Origin of the sequence: Kluyvera sp. Awk 3 (assembly GCF_028069715.1) — a bacterium.
Taxonomy (GTDB): domain Bacteria; phylum Pseudomonadota; class Gammaproteobacteria; order Enterobacterales; family Enterobacteriaceae; genus Kluyvera; species Kluyvera georgiana_A.
Window position 1 is genome coordinate 1 of sequence record NZ_JANEWH010000078.1, and the last position, 22865, is coordinate 22865.

Below are 22865 nucleotides of genomic sequence, written 5' to 3' on the forward strand. Positions count from 1 at the left end.
TCTTTATATTTATGCCCACCGCGACGTGGTAAAAAAATGGCTACCAGGTCGCTGTTGCTTCTTAAACAGTCCGGAAAATCGTCGTTTTTCTGCGCGAATATCCCGCCAGCTTGATTTAGCACGTGATGAGGCACGCTTTGGGCTTACCAAAGGAAAGCCTTTCAGGTAACATCAAAAGCCCTTTTCACTACATAAGAAGTAACGTTCACTATGACTCAAGTCGCGAAGAAAATTCTGGTAACGTGCGCCCTGCCGTACGCCAACGGTTCCATCCACCTCGGCCATATGCTGGAGCACATCCAGGCTGATGTCTGGGTCCGTTACCAGCGAATGCGCGGCCACGAGGTTAACTTCATCTGCGCGGACGATGCCCACGGCACGCCGATTATGCTGAAAGCACAGCAACTGGGCATTACCCCAGAGCAGATGATTGCCGAGATGAGTCAGGAGCATCAGACGGACTTTGCGGGCTTTAACATCAGCTATGACAACTACCACTCAACGCACAGCGACGAGAACCGCGAGCTGTCCGAGCTGATTTACGGTCGCCTGAAAGAGAACGGTTTTATTAAAAACCGCACCATCTCTCAGCTGTACGATCCGGAAAAAGGCATGTTCCTGCCGGACCGTTTCGTTAAAGGCACCTGCCCGAAATGTAAATCACCGGACCAGTACGGCGATAACTGCGAAGTGTGCGGCGCGACCTATAGCCCAACCGAGCTTATCGAGCCGAAATCCGTGGTGTCTGGCGCCACGCCGGTGATGCGTGAGTCTGAGCACTTCTTCTTTGATCTGCCGTCCTTCAGCGAAATGCTGCAGGCGTGGACCCGCAGCGGCGCGCTGCAGGAGCAGGTCGCCAACAAAATGCAGGAATGGTTTGAATCCGGCCTGCAGCAGTGGGATATCTCCCGCGATGCGCCGTACTTCGGCTTTGAAATCCCGAACGCGCCGGGCAAATATTTCTACGTCTGGCTGGACGCGCCAATCGGCTACATGGGTTCCTTCAAGAACCTGTGCGATAAGCGCGGCGACACCACCAGCTTCGACGCGTACTGGAACAAAGACTCTGACGCCGAGCTGTATCACTTTATCGGTAAAGACATTGTCTACTTCCACAGCCTGTTCTGGCCGGCGATGCTGGAAGGCAGCAACTTCCGCAAACCGACCAACCTGTTCGTCCACGGCTACGTGACGGTGAACGGCGCGAAGATGTCCAAATCTCGCGGCACCTTCATTAAAGCCAGCACCTGGCTGAACCATTTCGATGCCGACAGCCTGCGCTACTACTACACGGCGAAGCTCTCATCCCGCATCGACGATATCGACCTGAACCTGGAAGACTTTATCCAGCGCGTCAACGCCGACATCGTCAACAAAGTGGTCAACCTGGCTTCCCGTAACGCTGGCTTTATTGCTAAGCGTTTCGACGGCGTGCTATCTGCTGAACTGGCTGACCCAGAGCTGTATAAAACCTTCACCGACGCGGCAGCCAGCATCGGCGAAGCGTGGGACAGCCGTGAATTCGGTAAAGCGATTCGTGAAATCATGGCACTGGCCGACGTGGCTAACCGCTACGTTGACGAGCAGGCGCCGTGGGTGGTGGCGAAACAGGAAGGCCGCGACGCCGACCTGCAGGCTATCTGCACCATGGGTCTGAACATGTTCCGTGTGCTGATGACCTGGCTGAAGCCGGTTCTGCCAGAGCTGGCCGCGCGTACCGAAGCGTTCCTCAACACTGAACTGAGCTGGGATGCGATCAACGCGCCGCTGGTGGGTCATAAGATCAACACCTTCAAGGCGCTGTATAACCGTATTGAAATGAAACAGGTGGAAGCGCTGGTGGAAGCGTCAAAAGAAGAAGTGAAAGCTGCCGCAGCCCCGGTAACCGGCCCGCTGGCGGACGATCCGATTCAGGAAACCATCACCTTTGACGATTTCGCCAAAGTTGACCTGCGCGTGGCGCTGATTGAAAACGCCGAGTTCGTGGAAGGTTCCGACAAGCTGCTGCGTCTGACGCTGGATCTGGGCGGCGAGAAACGTAACGTCTTCTCCGGCATCCGTTCCGCATACCCGGACCCGCAGCCGCTGATCGGCCGCCTGACCATCATGGTGGCCAACCTGGCGCCGCGTAAGATGCGCTTCGGCATCTCGGAAGGGATGGTGATGGCCGCAGGTCCTGGCGGCAAAGATATCTTCCTGTTAAGCCCGGATGACGGGGCGAAACCAGGCCAGCAGGTAAAATAAACTGCATAAAAAAACGCTGCTTCGGCAGCGTTTTTTTGTAGGGTTTGGCTCAATACATTCCCGACGGTATAGCTTATTTCGCCGCGTGCTCGCGAATCGCCAGGCCGCGCAAGAAGTAGCGCAGGAACTGGTCGCCGCATTCGCGGAAGTTTTTGTGGTCCGGCGCGCGCATCATGGCGGTGATTTCCGGCATCGACACGCGGAACTGCTGCTGCGTCAGGATCGCCAGAATATCATCGGTTTTCAGCGCAAAGGCGATACGCAGCTTTTTCAGTACGATGTTGTTGTTAATACGGCGTTCCACCGCCAGCGCCGGAGCGGATTCATCGCGACCACGTTTTTCGTAGATCAGGCCGTTCAGGAAGCACGACAGCATAATGTCCGGGCAACGTACGAAGCCTTCCTCATCCTCTTTGCGCAGCCACGGCACCAGCTGTTCAGCGGTGACGGCGGCTTCGCCCAGCGCGAAGATACGCACCAGATCGTTGTTGTTCATTTTCAGGATGTAGCGGACGCTGCGTAAAATATCGTTACTGACCATAGTGCCTTCGACGGTGGTGATGAAAAATTCGATGACCGATTCTACACGAATTACAGTCCCAGCGCCTCTTTCAGGCTCTTTAAATAGCGACGGCTCACCGGCACGGTCTGACCGTTACGCAGCAGCAGTTCAGCCTGGCCGTTATCCTCGAGACGAATTTCTTTCAAATGCGCCATGTTCACCAGATGCTGGCGATGACAGCGAATCAGCGGCGTGCGGCTCTCCAGCGTGCGCAGCGTCAGTTCGGTAAAACCCTCTTTGCCCTCGCCGCTGGTCACGTATACCCCGCTCATCCGGCTGCTGACAAACGCGACATCGTCCATTTGCAGCAGATAAATACGACTGTGCCCGGTACAGGGGATAAACTTCAGCGCCTGCTGGCCCTCGCTGAGCACCGAGACGTCCTGCGCCGCGCGTTCTTGCCGCAGGCGGGCGAGCGTTTTTTCCAGGCGTTTCTCTTCAATGGGCTTGAGCAGATAATCAAACGCATGCTCTTCAAACGCTTTGACCGCATATTCGTCAAAAGCGGTCAGAAACACGATGTATGGGCGATGTTCCGGGTCAAGCATGCCGACCATTTCCAGGCCGCTGATGCGCGGCATCTGAATGTCCAGAAACAGCACGTCCGGACGCAGACGGTGCACCGCACCGATAGCCTCCACCGCATTGGCACACTCGCCGACAATCTCCAGGTCCGCCTGGGTTTGCAGCAGCACGCGCAGGTTCTCCCGCGCCAGCGGTTCATCATCGACAATCAGCACTTTAATCATGCGCTCTCCTCCAGAGGTAACCGCAGGGTAACACGGGTGAAACGGTCCGCTTCGCAGGCAACCGAGATGCCGCAGTCTTCGCCAAAGCGCATCTTGAGACGCTTATCCACCAGGCTCATGCCCAGCCCGCTGGACGGCGCGTTGGGCTGATACAGACCGGCGTTATCTTCAATCTCGAGCAGCAGATGCTGCCCCTGCTGGCTGGCGCGTAGCGTAATTTCGCCAACGTCCAACAACTGCGAGGTGCCGTGTTTAATGGCGTTCTCCACGATAGGTTGCAGGGTAAATGCCGGAAGCTGCTGGTTTGACAGCGCATCGGGTATCTCCAGATGCACCTGCAGCCGCGACTGAAAACGCGCCTTCTCGATTTGCAGATAGGCGTTCACGTGTTCTATTTCATCGGCCAGGGTGACAATTTCCGACGGGCGCTTGAGGTTCTTACGGAAAAAGGTCGACAGATACTGCACCAGCTGGCTGGCCTGCTCGCTGTCGCGGCGAATCACTGCCTTCAGCGTATTCAGCGCGTTAAACAGAAAATGGGGGTTCACCTGCGCGTGCAGCAGCTTGATTTCCGACTGCGTCAGCAGCGCTTTTTGCCGCTCGTACTGCCCGGCCAGAATCTGCGCCGACAGCAGCTGCGCGATGCCTTCGCCGAGGGTGCGGTTAATCGAGCTGAACAGCCGATTTTTGGCTTCGTACAGCTTAATGGTGCCGATGACCCGCTGATTTTCGCCGCGCAGCGGGATCACCAGCGTCGAGCCCAGTTTGCAGTTGGGGTGAATGGAGCAGCGGTACGGCACTTCGTTGCCATCGGCGTACACCACCTCACCGGTTTCAATGGTTTTCTGCGTATAGCGCGAAGAGATCGGCTTGCCCGGCAGATGATGGTCTTCGCCGATGCCGGTAAAGGCGAGCAATTTTTCCCGGTCGGTGATCGCCACCGCGCCGATGTCCAGCTCCTGAATTAGCACCTGCGCCACCTTCATGCTGTTTTCTTCATTGAAGCCCTTGCGCAAAATCCCTTCTGTCGAGGCGGCAAGCTTCAGGGCGGTGGCCGAAAACGCCGAGGTATATTTCTCAAACATCGCCCGTTTATCCAGCAGGATGCGCATAAACAGCGCCGCGCCGACCGTGTTGGTGACCATCATCGGCGCGGCGATGCTTTGCACCAGATGCAGCGCGTCTTCAAACGGGCGCGCAATCAGCAGAATAATCAGCATCTGTACCAGCTCGGCGACAAAGGTAATCGCCCCCGCCGTCCACGGGCTAAAGACTTTATCCGGGCGACCACGGCGAATCAGGATGCTGTGCACCAGCCCGCCCAGCAGCCCTTCCACCATGGTGGAGATCATACAGCTGAGCGCGGTCATCCCGCCCATTGAGTAGCGGTGCAGCCCGCCGGTCAGGCCGACCAGCCCACCGACTACCGGCCCCCCCAGCAGGCCGCCCATCACGGCGCCAATGGCGCGAGTGTTGGCGATAGAGTCTTCAATATGCAGACCAAAGTAGGTGCCGAGGATACAAAAAATGGAGAAGGTGACGTAACACAACAGCTTGTGCGGCAAACGCACGGTGACCTGCATCAGGGGAATGAACAGCCGCGTCTTGCTCATCAACCAGGCGATGACCAGAAAAACGCACATCTGCTGAAGCAGCAGCAACACCAGATTAAACTCGTACATACCCCGACACCACAGCAGAAATAAAACTGCGTAACATACACTTAGTCGGCATAACTTTCTTTGAAACCTGGCAAAAAAAGTGCAAAAAATGCTACCGATCACATTTTATCCATTCCGTCCGGGAGTGAAACGAATAAAAAACAACCGCAACAGGCCGCGACGGCAAACCCCGTCTAAAGTTAAATGGGGGATCGCATGCCCGGAGGATAAGATGGCGCTTTACACGATTGGCGAAGTGGCTCAGCTCTGTGATATCAACCCGGTAACGCTGCGGGCCTGGCAGCGGCGCTACGCGCTGTTAAAACCGCAGCGCAGCGATGGCGGGCACCGCCTGTTTAACGATGCCGATATTGACCGCATCCGCGAAATCCAGCGTTGGATAGAAAACGGTGTCCAGGTCAGTAAAGTCAAAAACCTGCTGAGTGAGCCGGATGACGGCTGGCATGAACAGCAGGAGACTGCGCTGCGCGACCTGCGCAACGGCAACCTCACCCATCTGCGACAATGGGTGAAAGAGCTGCGTCGCAGTCATAGCGCCCGAACCCTGGTGGATAATCTCTTCATCCCATTGCGTCAGCGTCTGCAAAACGCGCAGGTGGCGCTGCCGACTCTGCTTGGTCTGCTGGATGGCGTACTGATTAACGACATTGCGCTCAGCCTCGCTTCCGCCCGGCGTAAATCCGGACCGCACGCGCTGGTGGTGGGCTGGAACGTCACCGATATCACCCGGCTGTGGCTGGAGGGTTGGGTGGCCTGTGAACAGGGATGGCGCGTCGACGTACTGGCCCACCCGCTCACGCAGATTCAGCCAGAGCTGTTCCCCGGCCAGACGCTGTTAATCTGGTGCGGTGCGGCCCCTGGCGCCCAACAGCTACAGCAGCTTGCACGCTGGCAGGAAGACGGCGTGGCCTTCGCACTTCCTGCTAATTAATCGTTCGTTAACAGCTGAGCTTCGCGGTATAATCTTTTGGTTAACAAAAGGAGTACACAATGAAGTCAGCTAAATTCGCCGCGATCGTCCTTTTTGCCCTGATGGCTATCAGCGGAATTGGTGGCGTGATGCTCGCCGGCTACTCGTTTATTGTGCGCGGCGGTGTCGGCTGAGCCTCAGGCTTAAGCGCTCAAAGGCGCGGTCGACGATAATCGCCGCCAGCGCCACCAGAATTGCCCCCTGCACCACATAGGCCGTATTGAATCCACTCAGGCCAATGATAATTGGCGTGCCCAGCGTATTGGCCCCCACCGTTGAGGCGATGGTCGCCGTGCCAATATTGACGATAACCGACGTGCGGATACCCGCCACGATCACCGGTGCCGCCAACGGCAGCTCGACTTTCCACAGCCGCTGTCCTCCCGTCATGCCCATTCCTTCCGCCACGCTCAGCGCCCCGACGGGTACCGACGCTAATCCGGCCAGCGTTCCCTGCAGTACCGGCAGAATACCGTAGAGAATCAGCGCGACAATCGCCGGCTGTTCCCCAAAGCCCATCACCGGCACCGCCAGCGCCAGCACCGCTACAGGCGGAAAGGTTTGCCCCATCGCCGCCAGCGTTTCCACCAGCGGACGAAACTCGCGCCCCGCAGGACGCGTAACCAGCACGCCCGCGCCAACGCCAATCACAACCGCCGCCAGGCTGGAGATGACCACCAGCTTGCCGTGCGCCAGCGTCAGCGCAAGAAACCCCGCCTGCTGATACAGCGGGCGCGGTTGTTCCGGAAAAAGCGTGTGAAACAGCGGCTCGCTATACGGCAGGCCAATCAGCAGTGCGATAAACAGTGCCAGCAGCCATAGCAGCGGATCACGAAGGATGCGCATCGGCAGGCTCCTCACGCAGCAGGTCGGCAAAATGCAGCGCCCCGTATGCCACGCCTTTCTCGTTGACCACCGGCAACACCGTACGCCGCTGGGCCATAAACCCCGACAGCGCATCGCGCAGCGATAACGAATCGGCTATCGCTTCTCCTGCAACGCGTTCACCGTGGCGCACATAGTCGGCCACCTGGCGTAACGACAGCAGGCGTACACCCAGCTCGCTGCGACCAAAAAAGGTGCGGACAAACTCATTGCCCGGAGCGCTGAGCATATGCAGCGGCGAGCCCTGCTGCACCACTTCACCGCCATCGAGTAAAATCAGGTTATCCGCCAGACGCAGCGCTTCATCAATATCATGCGTCACCAGCACGATGGTACGCCCCAGCAGCCGGTGAATGCGGCGCATCTCCTGCTGCAACGCGCTACGGGTAACCGGGTCCAGCGCGCCGAAAGGTTCATCCATCAGCAAAACGTCGGGATCGCCCGCCAGCGCCCGCGCCACGCCGACGCGCTGCTGCTGGCCGCCGGAAAGCTGATGCGGGTAACGACCGCGCAGCGTGGGTTCCAGCCCGAGCAGGGCCATCAGTTCGTCGATACGCGCGTTCATTCTGGCCTTCGGCCATTTCAGCAGTTGCGGTACGGTGGCGATGTTCTGAGCGACCGTCCAGTGCGGAAACAGGCCAATCGATTGAATGGCGTACCCCATTCGTCGGCGCAGCGCCAGCAGCGACTGCTCGCGGATATCCTGCCCGGCGAAGCGAATCATCCCGCTGTCCGGCTCCACCAGTCGATTAATCATCTTCAGGGTGGTCGATTTTCCCGAGCCGGAAGTGCCAATCAGCACCGAGAACGCGCCTTCCTCAAGACGTAGTGACAGGTTTTTCACCGCCGGATGACCGCCGAATGTTTTATTGACCTGCGAAAATTCAATCACCGGCTTCTCCTTGAAGTAAGGTGGCGGCCAGACTCAGCAGCGCATCCAGGGTTACCGCCAGCGCAATCACCGGGATCACCCCCAGTAGCACCAGATCCAGCGCGCTACTGAGCAGCCCCTGAAACACCAGCGCGCCAAAGCCACCTGCGCCAATCAGCGCGGCGACCACCGCCATCCCCACGGTCTGTACCACCACGACCCGCAGGCTGCGCAGCAGCACGGGCAGCGCCAGCGGCAGTTGCACACGCAGAAAAGTTTGACCACGGCCCATGCCCATCGCCGCCGCGCTTTCCAGCACCTGCGGCGACACCTGCTGCATCCCGGCGACCACGCCACGTACCAGCGGCAACAGCGCGTAGAGCACCAGCGCAATCAGCGCGGGCGCCAGGCCGGTGCCAGCCACGCCAAACGTCGCCAACCACGGAAAACGCTGCGCCAGCCCGGCCAGCGGCGCAATCAGCACGCCAAATAGCGCGACAGAAGGAATGGTTTGAATAATGTTCAGCACCGTGAAGACGCTCGACTGCCGTCGCGGATGACGCCAGCACGCCATCCCCAGCGGAACGCCAATCAGCAGCGCGGGCAGCAGCGTGCCCCACAACAGAGTCAGATGCTGGTACAGCGCGTCATTGAAGGTATCCTGGCGGTTGGCATATTCTTTGAGTAGCGATAACCCATCCAGCGCCCCGCTCGCAAGCAGCCAACATGGCAGCAGCCACAGTTGAACGTTAAGCAGCCATCGCCACGCCGCGCGAGTCGTGAGACGACGAATCGCATCGTTGGCGATAAGCAGCATCAGCAGTAACCACAGCCATAGTCCGCTGCCGGGCGAGGTACGCGCCAGCGGGCTGGCGCTTGCCGCAAGATGGTTGGCGGCCTCCCCCGCAGCCCATAGCAATAGCGTGAAGCCCGACTGCGCCAGCAGCAGAATAAGCAGGCCGGGAAAGCGGCCGGGCAGCCAGCATAAAATCCACAACGCCGCCGGTACCGCCAGCAGCGCCAGCGGCGAGAACGACCAGATTTGCCATAACCACAGGCCATTGCCCGAAACCAGCCGGTTCGGGGCAAAATTGGCAAACGGTAGCGCGCTGGCGGCCAGCAGCATCAGTGCCAGCAGCGCCACCACGCGGTTAGAACAACGAGTCATGGGGATAATCGGTTACTTCACCCACCCTTTTTCTTTCAGGTAGCCCGCCGCCACGCTTTTCGCATCCAGCCCTTCTACCGCAATTTTGGCGTTCAGGGTTTGCAGCGTTTTTTCATCCAGGCTGGCAAACACCGGCTGTAACCATTTTTCGATATCCGGATAGGCTTTCAGCACCGCTTCGCGTACCACCGGCGTGGGCGCATAGATAGGCTGCACGCCTTTCGGATCGCTGAGGGTTTGCAATCCTAGCGCCGCCACGGGGCCGTCGGTGCCATAGGCCATCGCCGCGTTCACCCCCGAAGTTTGCTGGGCGGCGGCTTTGATGGTCACCGCCGTGTCGCCACCGGCCAGCGACAGCAGTTGATCCTGGGAGAGTTTAAAATCGTAGGCTTTTTCGAAGGCAGGCAGCGCGTCCGGGCGTTCGATAAATTCCGCCGAGGCCGCCAGCTTGAAGGTGCCGCCATCCTTAAGATAGCGGCCCAGATCGGCAAGCGAGGTGAGCTTATTTTTTTCGGCCACGTCTTTGCGCACGGCAAGGGTCCAGGTGTTATTCGCAGGCGCGGGCGTCAGCCAGACCAGATGATTTTTCTGCGCGTCCAGCGCTTTCACCTTGTCATAGCCCGCTTTAGCGTTTTTCCACGCCGGGTCGTTTTCCTCTTTGAAGAAGAAAGCGCCGTTACCGGTGTACTCCGGGTAGATATCCAGCGCGCCGGAAGTGATGGCGCCGCGCACCACCGGCGTGGTGCCCAGTTGAACTTTATTGACGGTGCTGACACCGTGGCTTTCCAGCACCTGCAAAATCAGATTACCGAGCAGCGCCCCTTCGGTGTCAATTTTTGATCCTACTTTCACCGGCTCGGCAGCCAGCGCCGGCAGGCTTACCGCGGCCAGCAATGCCAGCGTCCATCCCCTTGCAATCGTCATACGCTTTCCTCTTATTTTGCGCTCAATTAACAGGCGCTTAAGCAAAAAGCGTAGACGAAAATAGAGAATTCAGCCCTGTTCCGGCATTTTTAACGGGATCGTCAGCAAACTGGCGGCAAAATACAGCAGCGCAATTACCCACAGCGTGCCTTCAACGCCCAGCGGATTCACGCACAGCGTCACGATAAACGGCCCGACGAAGTTGCTGAGGCCGGATCCGAGATTGAGACAGGAGATCGCCGCGCCTTTGTTTTCCGGCAGCAGTGAAGGAATAAGCGCGCTTAACGGGCCGAACGCGCCAAGGCCGATGGCATAAATCGCCAGCGCGGCAATCAGCGCTGCGCTACTGTGGCCGAACAACACCGGCGCGTAGCAGACCGCCAATGCCGCCAGCCCGCACAGCGTGCCGGCAAACCACACTACCGTGTTGCGCCAGCCAATGGTGTCGCCCAGCCAGCCGAAGAAGTAGTTGGCGAAGATATTAATCACGTTCACCAGCCCCCAGATGGTCAGCCACTCTTCAATGCTGAACCCAAAGCGCGGCAGATACACCGGCATCAGGATCACCAGCGAGAATTTGCCGATATCATTGATGCTTTTCACCACCACGGCGATACGCATTTTCGGCTCACGTACCAGCACAATGAGGCCTTCCGCCAGCGCCTGGCCAACCGCCTGCCCCTGCTGCCATTGAGGCTTATCGCGGTTGAGGATCAGCGCGCAGCCGCAGCCCGCCAGCACGAAAATAAAGCCGGACAGCAGCGTGGTCGTTTCCCCCAGGCGCGGGATCATAAAGCCCGAGAACCATGGCCCGACGATGGTCATGCCGACGCCGAAGGCAATCCAGAACCAGGAAACGGCGCGCCCCAGAATGCGGCTTTCACAGCGCTGGTTGATCCACACCAGGAACGAATAGGCAAATAGCGGATAAGCCATGCCGCGTACCGCGTAGCTCACCATCATTAGCGGATAGTTGCTATCAGGCAGCGCGACAAAGATAAACGGCACCGAACCGACAAAATAGAGAATCGTCGCCAGCCACATCAGGCGACGAACGCCCAGCACGCCCGCGCCAATTCCGGAGAACCAGGAGATCGCCGCCACGCACAGGCCAAAGACCGAAGACAGCAGGCTGATATGCACCGCATCAAGGCCGCGCTGCTGTAGCAGTGATGCCAGCCAGCTTTGTTCAATGGTGGCGCCGGTAATAAACAGGAAGACGCCGACAAATCCCCACACCAGCTCGCGCGGCAGACCCAGCCTCGCCCAGATACCCTGTTGAATATATAAACTTTGATCGGTCATTTCTGTTATCCACAAAATTCCCGGGGTCGCGATACTCGCCCGGGAAAGTACTTACACGTTATGTAACTGTTCTAACTGCTGCTGTTTCGCTTTCAACAGGCTGCGGTTGACGTGCCCGACGGTGTTATCGCCCCAGCACTGGTCATACGGCATTCCGGTCAGGCTTTCGATCACCGCTTTGGTGTCGGCGGTAACCGTAGCTTTGCTGCCGCCTTGCTTCAGGCGCGCCACTTCGTCATTCAGCACCGCGTGGGTACGGCTGTTCACCTTGAACTGGAAGGCGGACCAGATGCCCCACAGGGTGAGAACCACCGGCAGCACAATCATGATGACGAGGATCATATTGATCGCCGACTGCGGCTGGCTGCTGTGCCCGGTAATAAAGCCGGACATTTGCAGCGCGACGCCCACCAGGAAGATGGAGAATGCCTGAGACGCTTTACGCAGCAGGCTCATAAAGCCCGCGAAGATCCCTTCACGACGGTTGCAGGTCAGAATCTCATCCACATCGGCCACGAAGGTGTAGTTGTTCCACGGAATGGAGTAGATACCGCCGCGCGCCAGACCCGCCACGCCCGCCGCCAGATACAGCAGCGACATGCTGGTGGAGCCATAGACATAGGTCAGGGCGAACAGCGCAAAGGCCACCAGCGCCATCAATGCCTGGGTAGCAAACGCCCGGGACGGGGAGTAACGCAGCGTCAGCCAGGTTGCCACGCCGACGCCGAAGAACTGCAGACCGTTAATCACGCTCAACAGGTTACTGGCCACCACTGACGAGGTGGCCAGCGCGAAGACCACGAAGTAGGTAAAGACGGAGTTGAAGATATCCTGCGCGACAGAGCCGCCAAGGTACATGCCGAGGTGGGAGCGGAAGGTTTTGATTTTCAGCGTGGACACAAAATCGTAGTAGATATCGAACAGACGTTTGCCCAGCGGCTGCTTCTCTTCGCTCGCCACGCTGCGCTCACTCAGCTCAATCTCTTCAATTGAACGTTCCCAGGTGCCGAAATAGACGAAGAACAGCACCACCATAAAGGCGACCGTGAAGATAGCCCCGGCGTAGAAGAAAGAGATAGCCGAGTCGGAACCAAAGTAGGCCAGCAGACGCCCCGGCAGGAACGCAGCGGTGAAGCCGGCGAACTGGGCAATGTACATACGTGCGCTGGTCAGTTTAGAGCGTTTGGTAAAATCGGAGGTCATCTCCGCCGACAGGGTGTCGTACGGGATCAGAATCATCGAATAGACGATTTCAAACAGGATGTACACCAGCAGGTAGATCCAGTAGTTGAAACCCTGAACCCACAGCAGGCTGTAGACCGCCACCAGCGGAATGCTCAGCAGCAGAAAGAAGCGGCGGCGACCAAAACGGCGGCCGAGGCGCGTTTTGTGGAAGTTATCGGAAATGTACCCCATGCACGGGCACATGATGACGTCGACGATACGCGCCACAGCAAACAGCGAGCCTGCCTCAATGGGCGTCAGGCCGCAGAATGTGGTCAGGAAGAACAGCAGCCAGGCGCTCACCAGAGTAAACGCGCCTGAACCGATCACATCCGCAAGGCCATAGCAGATGTAGTTGTGGAGTTTTATTTCCCGCACTTTTTTTATCATTTTCCATCCCCTTGAACAGTACAGAACGGCGAGGCGAAAGCCGCGCCGTCATCAAATAGCTTCAGGCGTCGGCGTTTTCCTGCACGATGGCGTTGATGTTCCATCCCTGCGGCAGCGGCGTCGGGCGACGAATGCGCAGATCGTTAAGCGTCAGATCCTGTACACCGTTGGCGTAGAACGCCGGTAGGCCGCCAGGATAGGCATCGACACCCCAGGCGCGGCCGGTTTGCGGGTTCACGCGGTAGGCGTTATCGAGCCCCATGCCAGTTGGGCTCGCCGGGTTGCACGGTGGGCGCACGTCATAGCAGCCCTGCTCGTCAGAAGGGCCGGAAAGCTGCTGCAGCGACAGCCCGTTGAAGGTGACATGATGAATATCGCCCTGTGTTTCCGCGTGCAGGTTGATGGCCCCTTCGCTCACGCCGGAGAGCTGGCTAAAGGTGATGTCTTCAACCTGGCCCGGCTGAACCTGCGGGTCGCGATGGCGCACCGAGATAAAGACCGGATCGGCTTTTCCCCAGTGGCACGGGTGACCGTGGCGGCAGTCGAACAGAATGTTGCTGAAAATCATCTGGCTGAACCGGCCGCCATCGCGGGAGACCAGGCCGATGCCGCGGTTGGACTCAAAGATTGAACAGTTGTGCACGGCGACATGGCTGATATCGGCGAAGGTTTCGGTGCCGATTTTGATAGCGCAACTTTTCGAACGAATCAGGCAATTGCTGACCACCACGTGGCGGGTCGCCTGTTGGAGTTCCTGCGGTTTGCGGGTCGTTTTGATACAGATGCCATCATCGGCAGCGCTGAAGTAGCTATCGCTAATATGCACATGCTGGCAGCTGTCGATATCCAGCGCATCGGTGTTGGACAGCGCCAGATCGTTATCAATGGTCAGATTTTGAATGAATACCTGATTACAGCTCACCAGATGCGCGGTCCACATCGGCGAGTCGCTGATGGTGATATCACGAATGCGCACCTGCTGGCAGCCTTCCAGCACCAGCATGCGCGGGCGCATGGTTTTCGGCTGGCGATAACCCTGCTCATCGGCGCGCTCTGCGAACCAGGCGCTCGCGCCCCCTGCCAGACAACCTTCGCCGCTCAGCGTAATGTGATGAGCGTTACGGGCATAAATCAGCGCCATGCGGGAGAGTTCAGCAACGGTTTGCGTCAACTCTGCCGGATAATCCTCAGCGTTCGGGCTGGCCAGCAAACGCGCGCCGGCCTCCAGATGCAAGGTAAAGTTGGACGGTAGAATCAGCGTGCCGGTCATCCAGTCGCCCGCCGACACCACCAGCGTGCCGCCGCCGGCGCGGTCAATTTCGTCAATCAGCTGCTGCAGCTGCGCGGTCAGCGGCGTTTTACCGCTGCGGTCGAGAGAGGTGTTATGCAGTGAAATCTTCATGTGGCTACCTGCGAATGTTGAGATAGCTGCATTTAACGCGGATTCGCTGCGCCTCTCGCGGGGCAGAAGCGGGCTTTTTTACGTATTAGTGAATGGGGTCACGCCTGTTATGGCGGCCTGAGACGGGTTTTGAGCAAGCGCACAAAACGCGATGTGTCGGGGTAGGTGATAAGTGAGGAACGTCACAAAAAGAAGCTTAGTTAGCGCGTTAAACGGGCCGTTTAGCGCAGATTGCACGGTGATAAGCGGAGAATAGCGAGGGGGATCACAGAATGATGCGGGAGTGGGGTTTGAGGGGTTGCCCCCTCACCCTAACCCTCTCCCCGCTGGGGAGAGGGGACCGTTGAGTGCGGCCTGATAGTTTGTACTGAACTGAAGGGTCGCCTTACAGCAGCTCGAATTCGCCCTGCTTCACACGCGCCGAATCCACGCCGATAAAGACGTTAAACTTGCCCGGCTCAGCGGCGTATTTCATCTGCTGGTTCCAGAACTTCAGCGCGTTAACGTCAATCGGGAAGCTCACGGTTTGAGTTTCACCTGGCTTCAGCGTCACCTTCTCAAAGCCTTTCAGCTGTTTCACCGGGCGGCTCATCGACGCGGTCACGTCCTGCAGGTACATCTGAATTACCGTCGCCCCTTCACGTTTGCCGGTGTTGGTCACCTGCACGCTGGCGGTGACGCTGCCGTCAGCCTTCATGGTCGGTGCGGACATTTTCACGTCGGAGACCGAGAAAGTGGTGTAGCTCAGACCGTAGCCGAACGGATACAGCGGGCCGTTGGCTTCGTCAAAGTAGCGCGAGGTGTACTTGTTTGGCTTGTCGGCGTTGTATGGACGACCGGTGTTCAGGTGGCTGTAGTACTGCGGAATCTGCCCCACGGAGCGCGGGAAGGACATCGGCAGCTTCCCGGATGGGTTGTAGTCGCCAAACAGCACGTCGGCGATGGCGTTACCGCCTTCGGTACCGGCGAACCAGGTTTCCAGAATAGCGTCGGCCTGCTGGTCCTCTTTCACCAGCGTCAACGGACGACCGTTCATCAGCACCAGAACCAGCGGTTTGCCAGTGGCTTTCAATGCCGCAATCAGATCCTGCTGGCTTTTCGGAATTGACAGTTCGGTACGGCTGGAGGCTTCGTGGGCCATGCCCTGCGCTTCGCCCACCACCGCCACAACCACGTCGGACTGCTTCGCTGCGGCTACCGCTTCGTCAATCATCGCCTGCGGCGAGCGCGGGTCGACCTTCACCGCTTCCTCATAGAGGTTGAGGAAGTCGATGATGCCTTTGTCGCTGGTCACGTTCGCGCCTTTGGCGTACAGCACTTTGCCTTCGCCGCCCATCACGTTTTTAATCCCGGTCAGTACGGTCACGGACTGTCCAGCCACACCGGCGGCAGACCAGCTCCCCATCACGTCACGCTGGCTGTCGGCCAACGGGCCCACCACCGCCACGGTAGCGTTTTTCTTCAATGGCAGCGTTTCGAGACGGTTTTTCAACAGCACCAGGCTCTGGCGCGCAACCTCGCGCGCTTCGGCACGATGCAGGCGACTTTCGGCGTTCGTGTCCTGCGGGTCTGACGCTTTCGGCCCCAGATGGCTGTACGGATCGTTAAACAGCCCCATATCGTACTTGACGTTCAGCACGTGGCGGGTGGCGTCGTCCAGCTCGGCCATCGTCACCTTGCCGGATTTCACCAGCCCCGGCAGATACTTGCTGTAGTATTCATCGCTCATGCTCATATCGATACCGGCCTTCAGCGCCACGCGAACGGCGTCTTCCGGGTCGGCGGCAACGCCGTGTTTAATCAGCTCTTTAATCGCCCCGTGATCGGAGACGGTGATCCCTTTGAAGCCCCACTGGTTGCGCAGCACGTCTTTCAGCAGCCAGGTGTCGGACGTCGCCGGCGTGCCATTCAGCGAGTTCAGGCCGATCATCACCGCGCCGCTGCCCGCATCCAGCCCCGCTTTGTACGGCGGCATATAGTCGTTGAACAGACGCTGCGGGCTCATATCGACGGTGTTGTACTCTTTGCCGCCTTCCACCGCGCCGTAAGCGGCGAAGTGTTTAACGCTGGTCATCACCGAGTAGCGATCCGCCGGACTTTTACCCTGCATCGCTTCCACCATATTTTCGCCCATCACGGCGGTTAAATAAGTGTCTTCGCCAAACCCTTCGGAAGCGCGGCCCCAGCGCGGGTCGCGCGAGACATCAACCATCGGCGCCCAGGTCATATTCAGGCCGTCATCCGCCGCTTCATAGGCTGACACGCGGCCCACGGTTTTCACTGCGTCGAGGTTGAAGGTAGAGGCAAGGCCAAGGCTAATCGGGAATACGGTACGCTGGCCGTGTACCACGTCGTAGGCAAAGAACAGCGGAATTTTCAGGCGGCTAAGGGACATCACCTGATCCTGCATCGCACGGATATCCTGGCGGGTCACGGTATTGAAAATCGCGCCGACCTGACCGTCTTTGATCATCTCGCGAATGGCTTCTTTCGGGTTGTCCGGCCCAACGCTAATCAGGCGCAGCTGGCCAATCTTTTCATCGACCGTCATTTTTTTCAGCAGTTCGGTCACAAACGCATCCCGCGCCTGCGGGGTGAGTGGATGGTTACCGAACAAATCCTCCGCCAGAGCGGGTTGCAGCGCCAGGCTCACGGCGACGCCAACAGAAAATAGCCATTTCATATTTTTGTAGTCTCTTGTATCCATGCCGGGGAGAGCGGCTGAGAGTCGATGAAAAGCCGCAGTTTGCCATAAAGGTAAAGGAGCGCGGAACAGAAAGCTAAGGTTATTCTCTGATTTTTAGAAACATTCACTCCCCCAATGATCATACAAAGCGCTATTCTTAGAAACGACAATTTGTCCCACCACAAGGAGTGGAGAATGGCTTCTCAAACTACAAATGATAATAACGCGCTGATTAACGAACTCTCGCGCCTGGTTGGTCACGCTCACCTGCTCACCGACCCGGCCAAAACCGCCCGCTACCGTAAAGGCTTCCGTTCCGGGCACGGCGATGCGCTGGCCGTGGTGTTTCCAGGCTCGCTGTTGGAGCTATGGCGCGTGCTCAACGCCTGCGTCAATGCGGACAAAATTATTCTGATGCAGGCCGCCAATACCGGCCTGACCGAAGGTTCAACGCCCAGCGGCAACGACTACGACCGCGATATCGTCATTATCAGCACCCTACGCCTCGATAAACTGCATCTGCTGGATAAAGGCGAGCAGGTGCTGGCCTGGCCAGGTACCACGCTCTATTCACTGGAAAAAGCGCTCAAGCCGCTGGGCCGTGAACCGCATTCGGTGATTGGCTCCTCCTGCATCGGTGCGTCGGTGATCGGCGGGATCTGCAATAACTCCGGCGGTTCGCTGGTGCAGCGCGGTCCGGCGTACACCGAGATGTCGCTGTTTGCGCGCATTGATGAAAACGGCAAGCTGACGCTGGTTAACCATCTGGGCATCGATCTGGGTGAAACCCCGGAGCAGATCCTCAGCAAACTTGATGACGATCGCGTGAAGGACAGCGATGTGCGTCACGATGGCCGTCACGCGCACGATCACGACTACGTCAACCGCGTACGCGACGTCAACGCCGATACCCCGGCGCGCTACAACGCCGACCCGGAGCGTCTGTTTGAATCCTCCGGCTGCGCGGGCAAGCTGGCGGTATTCGCCGCGCGTCTCGACACCTTCCCGGCAGAAAAACGTCAACAGGTGTTCTACATCGGAACGAATCAGCCGGACGTGCTGACGGAAATTCGCCGCCATATTCTGGCTGAATTTAACAACCTGCCGGTAGCAGGCGAATATATGCATCGCGATATTTACGATATCGCCGAGCAGTACGGTAAAGACACCTTCCTGATGATCGACAAGCTCGGCACCGACAAAATGCCGTTCTTCTTCACCATGAAGGGCCGCGCCGACGCCATGCTGGAAAAAGTGTCCCTGTTCAAGCCGCACTTCACCGACCGCTTTATGCAGAAGCTAGGCCACGCTTTCCCGGCGCATCTGCCGGAACGGATGAAAACATGGCGCGATAAATACGAGCACCACCTGCTGCTGAAAATGTCCGGCGACGGCATTGACGAGGCTAAAGCCTGGCTGGTGGATTACTTCAAGCAGGCGGAAGGCGACTTCTTTGTCTGTACGCCGGAAGAAGGCAGCAAAGCGTTCCTGCACCGCTTCGCGGCGGCAGGTGCAGCCATCCGTTACCAGGCGGTGCACGCGGATGAAGTGGAGGATATTCTGGCGCTGGATATTGCGCTACGCCGCAACGACACCGAATGGTTCGAGCATCTGCCGCCGGAAATCGACAGTAAACTGGTGCATAAGCTCTACTACGGCCACTTTATGTGCCACGTTTTCCACCAGGACTACATCGTGAAAAAAGGCGTCGATGCTCACGAGTTGAAAGAGCAGATGCTGGCGCTGCTGCGCGAGCGTGGAGCCCAGTATCCGGCGGAACATAATGTCGGGCATCTGTATGAAGCCGATGAAAACCTCAAACGCCACTACCGGGAAAACGACCCGACCAACAGCATGAACCCGGGGATCGGTAAAACCAGTAAGCTCAAATACTGGGGCGAGAAAACCGACGCGTGATATGACGTTGGGAAATTCGTTGTCGGCCAGATAAGCGTAGCGCTATCCGGCCGACTGCGAGCCAGATTAACGATGGAAACCATAAGGAATTCAAGCATGTCTACGCTTGATGTCACTCGCGACGCCGATATTGAAATTCGTGACGCGCAGGCTGACGATGTACAAGCCATTGCCGCGCTGTATGCCTGGCACGTACTTAATGGCCGCGCCTCATTTGAAGAGGTGCCGCCTTCCATTGATGAAATGCAGCAACGCATGAACTCCATTCAGCAACAAGGATTGCCGTGGCTGGTGGCGTTGTATCGTGGGGTTATCGTCGGCTACTGCTATGCCAGCCCCTATCGCCCTCGCCCGGCCTATCGCTATACGCTGGAAGAATCTATCTATATCGACACCACAATGACCGCCCACGGTATCGGCAGCCGCCTGCTGACGGCATTAATCGCTGTATGCGAACAAGGACCATGGCGGCAGATGCTGGCGGTAATTGGCGACGGAAATAACAACACCGCTTCGCTGCGACTGCATAAAAAACACGGCTTCGAAGTGGCGGGACAGTTGCGCAGCGTCGGCTACAAGATGGGTGACTGGCGGGATACGGTGATTATGCAGCGCCCACTCAACGACGGTGACTGGACGCTGCCGGAATAAAGAACGATTAATCGTCCTGGGTGGTTTGCCCGCTAAGCTGGGCTTTCGCGATATTGCCTTCCACCTGGGCCTCTTTCTGCTTTTTATAGCTCAGCGCCGCGACAGGAACCGGCATCACCTTTCCGGTTTCAACCCAGGTACGCAGACGGCTGGCGTCGGCGAAATGGGTATATTTACCGAACGCATCCATGACCACCATCGCCACCGGACGTTTGTTCATCACGGTGCGCATCACCAGGCAGTGACCCGCCGCATTGGTAAAGCCGGTTTTGGTCAGCTGAATGCTCCAGTTATCGCGGTACACCAGATGATTCGTGTTGCGGAACGGTAGCGTATACGCCGGATGGGCGAAGGTCGCCGTGTCTTCTTTGGTCGTGCTCAATTGGCCAATCAGCGGATACTGTTTGGTGGCAATCAGCAGTTTAGTCAAATCGCGCGCGGTCGAAACGTTATGAATGGACAGCCCCGTCGGCTCGACATAGCGAGTACGAGTCATCCCCAACGATTTGGCTTTGGCATTCATGGCGCGAATAAATGCGTCATAACCGCCCGGATAATGGTGCGCCAGGCTGGCAGCCGCGCGGTTCTCGGAAGACATCAGCGCCAGCAGCAGCATGTTTTTACGGCTAATCTGGCTGTTCAAACGCACGCGGGAATAAATGCCCTTCATCTCCGGCGTGTGGCTGATATCCACGGTCAGCATCTCATCCAGCGGCAGATGGGCGTCCAGCACCACCATCGCCGTCATCAGCTTGGTAATGGAGGCCATCGGACGCACCAGATCGGGCTGGTTGGCATAAATCACTTTATTCGTTTCAAGGTCGACAATCATCGCGCTACCGGAAGCAATTTCCGGCTGCGAGGCCACGGCGGAGACGGCGGTTTTAGCACTCGCCTGAGGCGCAAAAGGCACAGCCAGCACGAGAGCGAGGCTGAGCAGGGAAACGCGAAATTTCTGCATGGTGAGTATTCTGGCGGTTATTTATGCACATTATGATAGACAACCGCTTCGCACCAAACGGTTGCGAAGCGGAATGGCCCATCATAGCGCGTAGAACGCGGCATCTGCCAGAAAATAATGGTGAATAAATGCTGCATTGCTGACGTGATTTAATTCACATCAGCAATGCATATCAGAACTCAGAATAATCGGTAGCCATAGCCCCACAGCACCACCGTCAGCGCCAGCAGCACTTCAAGTACCAGCACGCCGATAGCCAGGGTGGAACTGGCGAAGCTCAGCCCCTCTTCCCGATCGATGTTGAGGAAAGTCGGGATGCCGATGTAAAGCAGATACCCGGTATAAAACAGCGCAACCGTCCCGACCAGTGCGCACAGCCACACCAACGGGTAAAGCGCCACGATACCGTTCAGGAAAATCGGCGTCGCGACGTAGCCGGCAAACACCATACAACGTTTAAGCGACGGTCGTTGCGGATAGTTACGCGCCATCCACCAGATCACCCGTCCCATCACCGCGACACCAGCCAGCATCAGGGCATAGAAAAGCACCGCCATGCCCAGGCCCGTCATCAGCGACAGCCTGACCACGTTGCCGTCGCCAAAATTCCAGCCCAGTTGGGTGGTGCCGATAAAGGCGCAGACCACCGGAATGGCCGCCATGACCAGCACATGATGCACATAGTGGTGAGAAACGGTTTCGTTCTCGCTGCGGATAACATGCATTTCTTTGTCAGGGTGGGAGAACAGTCCCCATACATGGTTCATAACGCCTCCTCTGCACGGCTTCGTACCACGTTGCTGTAAGTATAATTCACACCAATGATTATTTTATGTACAACGCAAAAAATAGCGGCCCCTGCAATCTCACCCTGAGGGTGTATGATAAATAGTATGATGTGGTAAGGAGTGAGTGTTTGTATGGATATCAATAACCTGATTTCCCACTATGGCTACGCGGCGCTGATTATTGGCAGCATGGCGGAAGGCGAAACTATTACGCTACTCGGTGGCGTGGCGGCGCATCAGGGGCTATTGAAATTTCCGCTGGTTGTGATTTCGGTGGCGCTGGGCGGGATGATCGGCGATCAGGTGCTGTATCTTTTAGGCCGGAAGTTCGGCGGGCGTCTGCTTAAACGGTTTTCACGCCATCAGGCGCGTATTCGGAAGGCGCAGCGGCTGATTAACAGCCGTCCGAAGCTATTTGTCATCGGTACGCGTTTTATGTACGGCTTTCGTGTCATTGGCCCACTGTTAATTGGCGCCAGCGGCCTACCGCCAAAGATTTTCCTGCCGCTGAACATTCTCGGCGCGTTGATCTGGGCGTTGCTGTTCACCACCCTCGGCTACCTGGGCGGCGAAGCTATCGGCCCGTGGCTGCATCATCTGGATAAACATCTGAAGCACATTATCTGGCTGGCGCTGGCGGTGGCGCTAGTGGTCGCGCTGCGCTGGTGGTTCAAACGGCGGGAAAAACGTTCGACGGATGAATAACCGGGGCGCCGAAGCGCCCCGGTAAGGCCCAGAGGTAATGAGGATCAGAAGGTGTACTGCACGCCCACACGATAACGGGTCTGGCGATCGTCTTCGTCGCTGCTGACGGAGACGTTACCGATCTGCGCGTAAGGCTTCCAGTTTTTATCGATGCTATAAGCCACTTTGAAATCCAGCTCATAGTCATCTTTACCGTTATCGTAGCGATTATAATCTTCGCTTTTCTTATACAGATAATTTCCTTCAAACGTCCACGGCCCGGTTTTATAACCTAACCACAGATCGCCACGGTTCACATGTTCATCGTCTTTCGTGCTGGACGTATCACGCGTATATTCGTAGCGGTAACGCCCGGCGACATAAAAACCATTTTCGAAATTATATTGCCCACGAATATACGGTTTATATATCGCCTTCGATGATGACGTTTCTAAGGCAAAACCCGGCTGAATAGCAATATTTGGCATCGCGTTAAACTGATAGCTAATAACATACTCATCACCATTATCAACGACATCATTAAACGCTTTATCCGAATGTTCACCGCCTGATTTCGTTTTGGCTTCGACGGAGAAACCAAAACCGTTGGCGAAGCGGTGCGAAATCAGCACCCTGTCTTTCTGTCCCTGCGAGGTGTCGGTATATTCATGACGCAAGTCAATCGTTACCGCGCTCGCCGATGCGCTGACAAACGCCAGCATCCCAAGAGTTATTAATTTTTTCACGCAATCGTCCTCTGCTTATTAATGTCACAATAAAATCAGGAGGAACTGGCTATAAT

At 57.3% G+C, this 22865-nt stretch carries 20 protein-coding genes; 6 read left to right on the plus strand and 14 right to left on the minus strand.

Annotation, left to right across the window (positions count from 1 at the left end; all coding sequences use genetic code 11):
- The first annotated feature begins 210 nt into the window (after positions 1–210).
- Positions 211–2244 (plus strand): methionine--tRNA ligase, encoded by a 2034-nt coding sequence (gene metG / locus NNN71_RS15865; protein ID WP_163447480.1) that lies wholly within the window; start codon positions 211–213, stop codon positions 2242–2244.
- 73 nt (positions 2245–2317) lie between these two features.
- Here metG and NNN71_RS15870 read toward each other — a convergent pair whose 3' ends face one another.
- Genes NNN71_RS15870 through NNN71_RS15880 form a run of 3 tightly spaced genes read right to left on the minus strand, consistent with a single transcriptional unit; the run spans position 2318 to position 5237 of the window.
- The gene (locus NNN71_RS15870) at positions 2318–2785 is read right to left on the minus strand and encodes a DUF1456 family protein (protein ID WP_064544193.1); all 468 of its coding nucleotides are present in this window, start codon (positions 2783–2785) and stop codon (positions 2318–2320) included.
- A gap of 50 nt (positions 2786–2835) precedes the next feature.
- Positions 2836–3555: a two-component system response regulator BtsR gene (gene btsR / locus NNN71_RS15875; protein WP_163447481.1), complete on the minus strand. Its 720-nt coding sequence runs from the start codon at positions 3553–3555 to the stop codon at positions 2836–2838.
- Positions 3552–5237 carry a sensor histidine kinase gene (locus NNN71_RS15880; RefSeq protein ID WP_163447482.1) on the minus strand — a complete coding sequence of 562 codons (1686 nt, stop codon included), beginning with the start codon at positions 5235–5237 and terminating at the stop codon, positions 3552–3554. The genes btsR and NNN71_RS15880 overlap by 4 nt, the downstream gene beginning before the upstream one ends.
- A gap of 211 nt (positions 5238–5448) precedes the next feature.
- Between NNN71_RS15880 and NNN71_RS15885 the strand changes: the two genes are divergently transcribed.
- Together NNN71_RS15885 and NNN71_RS15890 are read left to right on the plus strand one after the other, a co-directional pair.
- The gene (locus tag NNN71_RS15885) at positions 5449–6168 is read left to right on the plus strand and encodes a MerR family transcriptional regulator (RefSeq protein WP_271458876.1); all 720 of its coding nucleotides are present in this window, start codon (positions 5449–5451) and stop codon (positions 6166–6168) included.
- A 59-nt stretch (positions 6169–6227) separates the two neighbouring features.
- A complete protein-coding gene (locus tag NNN71_RS15890; protein WP_074398756.1) occupies positions 6228–6341 on the plus strand; it encodes a protein YohO in 114 nt (37 codons plus the stop codon).
- On the opposite strand, the gene NNN71_RS15895 is transcribed toward NNN71_RS15890, so the two are convergent.
- The 8 genes from NNN71_RS15895 to bglX form a co-directional block, all read right to left on the minus strand.
- On the minus strand, positions 6316–7053 hold the full coding sequence (locus tag NNN71_RS15895) for an ABC transporter permease (RefSeq protein ID WP_271458877.1): 738 nt from the start codon (positions 7051–7053) through the stop codon (positions 6316–6318). The genes NNN71_RS15890 and NNN71_RS15895 overlap by 26 nt on opposite strands.
- Positions 7037–7984 carry an ABC transporter ATP-binding protein gene (locus NNN71_RS15900; protein ID WP_249023028.1) on the minus strand — a complete coding sequence of 316 codons (948 nt, stop codon included), beginning with the start codon at positions 7982–7984 and terminating at the stop codon, positions 7037–7039. Before NNN71_RS15900 ends, NNN71_RS15895 begins: the two co-directional genes overlap by 17 nt.
- On the minus strand, positions 7977–9137 hold the full coding sequence (locus NNN71_RS15905) for an ABC transporter permease (RefSeq protein ID WP_442910517.1): 1161 nt from the start codon (positions 9135–9137) through the stop codon (positions 7977–7979). Before NNN71_RS15905 ends, NNN71_RS15900 begins: the two co-directional genes overlap by 8 nt.
- Positions 9138–9143: 6 nt before the next feature.
- Positions 9144–10055 (minus strand): glycine betaine ABC transporter substrate-binding protein OsmF, encoded by a 912-nt coding sequence (osmF, locus tag NNN71_RS15910; RefSeq protein ID WP_271458879.1) that lies wholly within the window; start codon positions 10053–10055, stop codon positions 9144–9146.
- Between the two features lie 69 nt (positions 10056–10124).
- Positions 10125–11360, minus strand: coding sequence for an MFS transporter (locus tag NNN71_RS15915; protein ID WP_064544176.1), 1236 nt, complete (start codon positions 11358–11360; stop codon positions 10125–10127).
- A 51-nt stretch (positions 11361–11411) separates the two neighbouring features.
- Positions 11412–12974 carry an MFS transporter gene (locus NNN71_RS15920; protein ID WP_271458880.1) on the minus strand — a complete coding sequence of 521 codons (1563 nt, stop codon included), beginning with the start codon at positions 12972–12974 and terminating at the stop codon, positions 11412–11414.
- 61 nt (positions 12975–13035) lie between these two features.
- The gene (locus NNN71_RS15925) at positions 13036–14376 is read right to left on the minus strand and encodes a glycoside hydrolase family 28 protein (RefSeq protein ID WP_271458881.1); all 1341 of its coding nucleotides are present in this window, start codon (positions 14374–14376) and stop codon (positions 13036–13038) included.
- A gap of 385 nt (positions 14377–14761) precedes the next feature.
- Complete coding sequence (bglX, locus tag NNN71_RS15930; protein WP_163447491.1) at positions 14762–17059, minus strand: beta-glucosidase BglX; 2298 nt, start codon at positions 17057–17059, stop codon at positions 14762–14764.
- Positions 17060–17257: 198 nt separating this feature from the next.
- Between bglX and dld the strand changes: the two genes are divergently transcribed.
- Positions 17258–18979, plus strand: a complete 1722-nt coding sequence (gene dld, locus NNN71_RS15935) for a D-lactate dehydrogenase (RefSeq protein ID WP_271458882.1) — start codon at positions 17258–17260, stop codon at positions 18977–18979.
- A gap of 96 nt (positions 18980–19075) precedes the next feature.
- Complete coding sequence (locus NNN71_RS15940) at positions 19076–19630, plus strand: GNAT family N-acetyltransferase (protein ID WP_249023023.1); 555 nt, start codon at positions 19076–19078, stop codon at positions 19628–19630.
- A 7-nt stretch (positions 19631–19637) separates the two neighbouring features.
- On the opposite strand, the gene pbpG is transcribed toward NNN71_RS15940, so the two are convergent.
- Both pbpG and NNN71_RS15950 read right to left on the minus strand, forming a co-directional pair.
- Positions 19638–20591: a D-alanyl-D-alanine endopeptidase gene (pbpG, locus tag NNN71_RS15945; protein ID WP_271458883.1), complete on the minus strand. Its 954-nt coding sequence runs from the start codon at positions 20589–20591 to the stop codon at positions 19638–19640.
- Positions 20592–20770: 179 nt separating this feature from the next.
- The gene (locus NNN71_RS15950) at positions 20771–21358 is read right to left on the minus strand and encodes a Yip1 family protein (protein ID WP_271458884.1); all 588 of its coding nucleotides are present in this window, start codon (positions 21356–21358) and stop codon (positions 20771–20773) included.
- A 153-nt stretch (positions 21359–21511) separates the two neighbouring features.
- Between NNN71_RS15950 and NNN71_RS15955 the strand changes: the two genes are divergently transcribed.
- Positions 21512–22084 (plus strand): DedA family protein, encoded by a 573-nt coding sequence (locus NNN71_RS15955; RefSeq protein ID WP_163447494.1) that lies wholly within the window; start codon positions 21512–21514, stop codon positions 22082–22084.
- 44 nt (positions 22085–22128) lie between these two features.
- Here the strand turns inward: NNN71_RS15955 and NNN71_RS15960 are convergent, their stop codons facing one another.
- Positions 22129–22785 carry an oligogalacturonate-specific porin KdgM family protein gene (locus NNN71_RS15960; protein WP_163447495.1) on the minus strand — a complete coding sequence of 219 codons (657 nt, stop codon included), beginning with the start codon at positions 22783–22785 and terminating at the stop codon, positions 22129–22131.
- Positions 22786–22865: the final 80 nt, after the last annotated feature.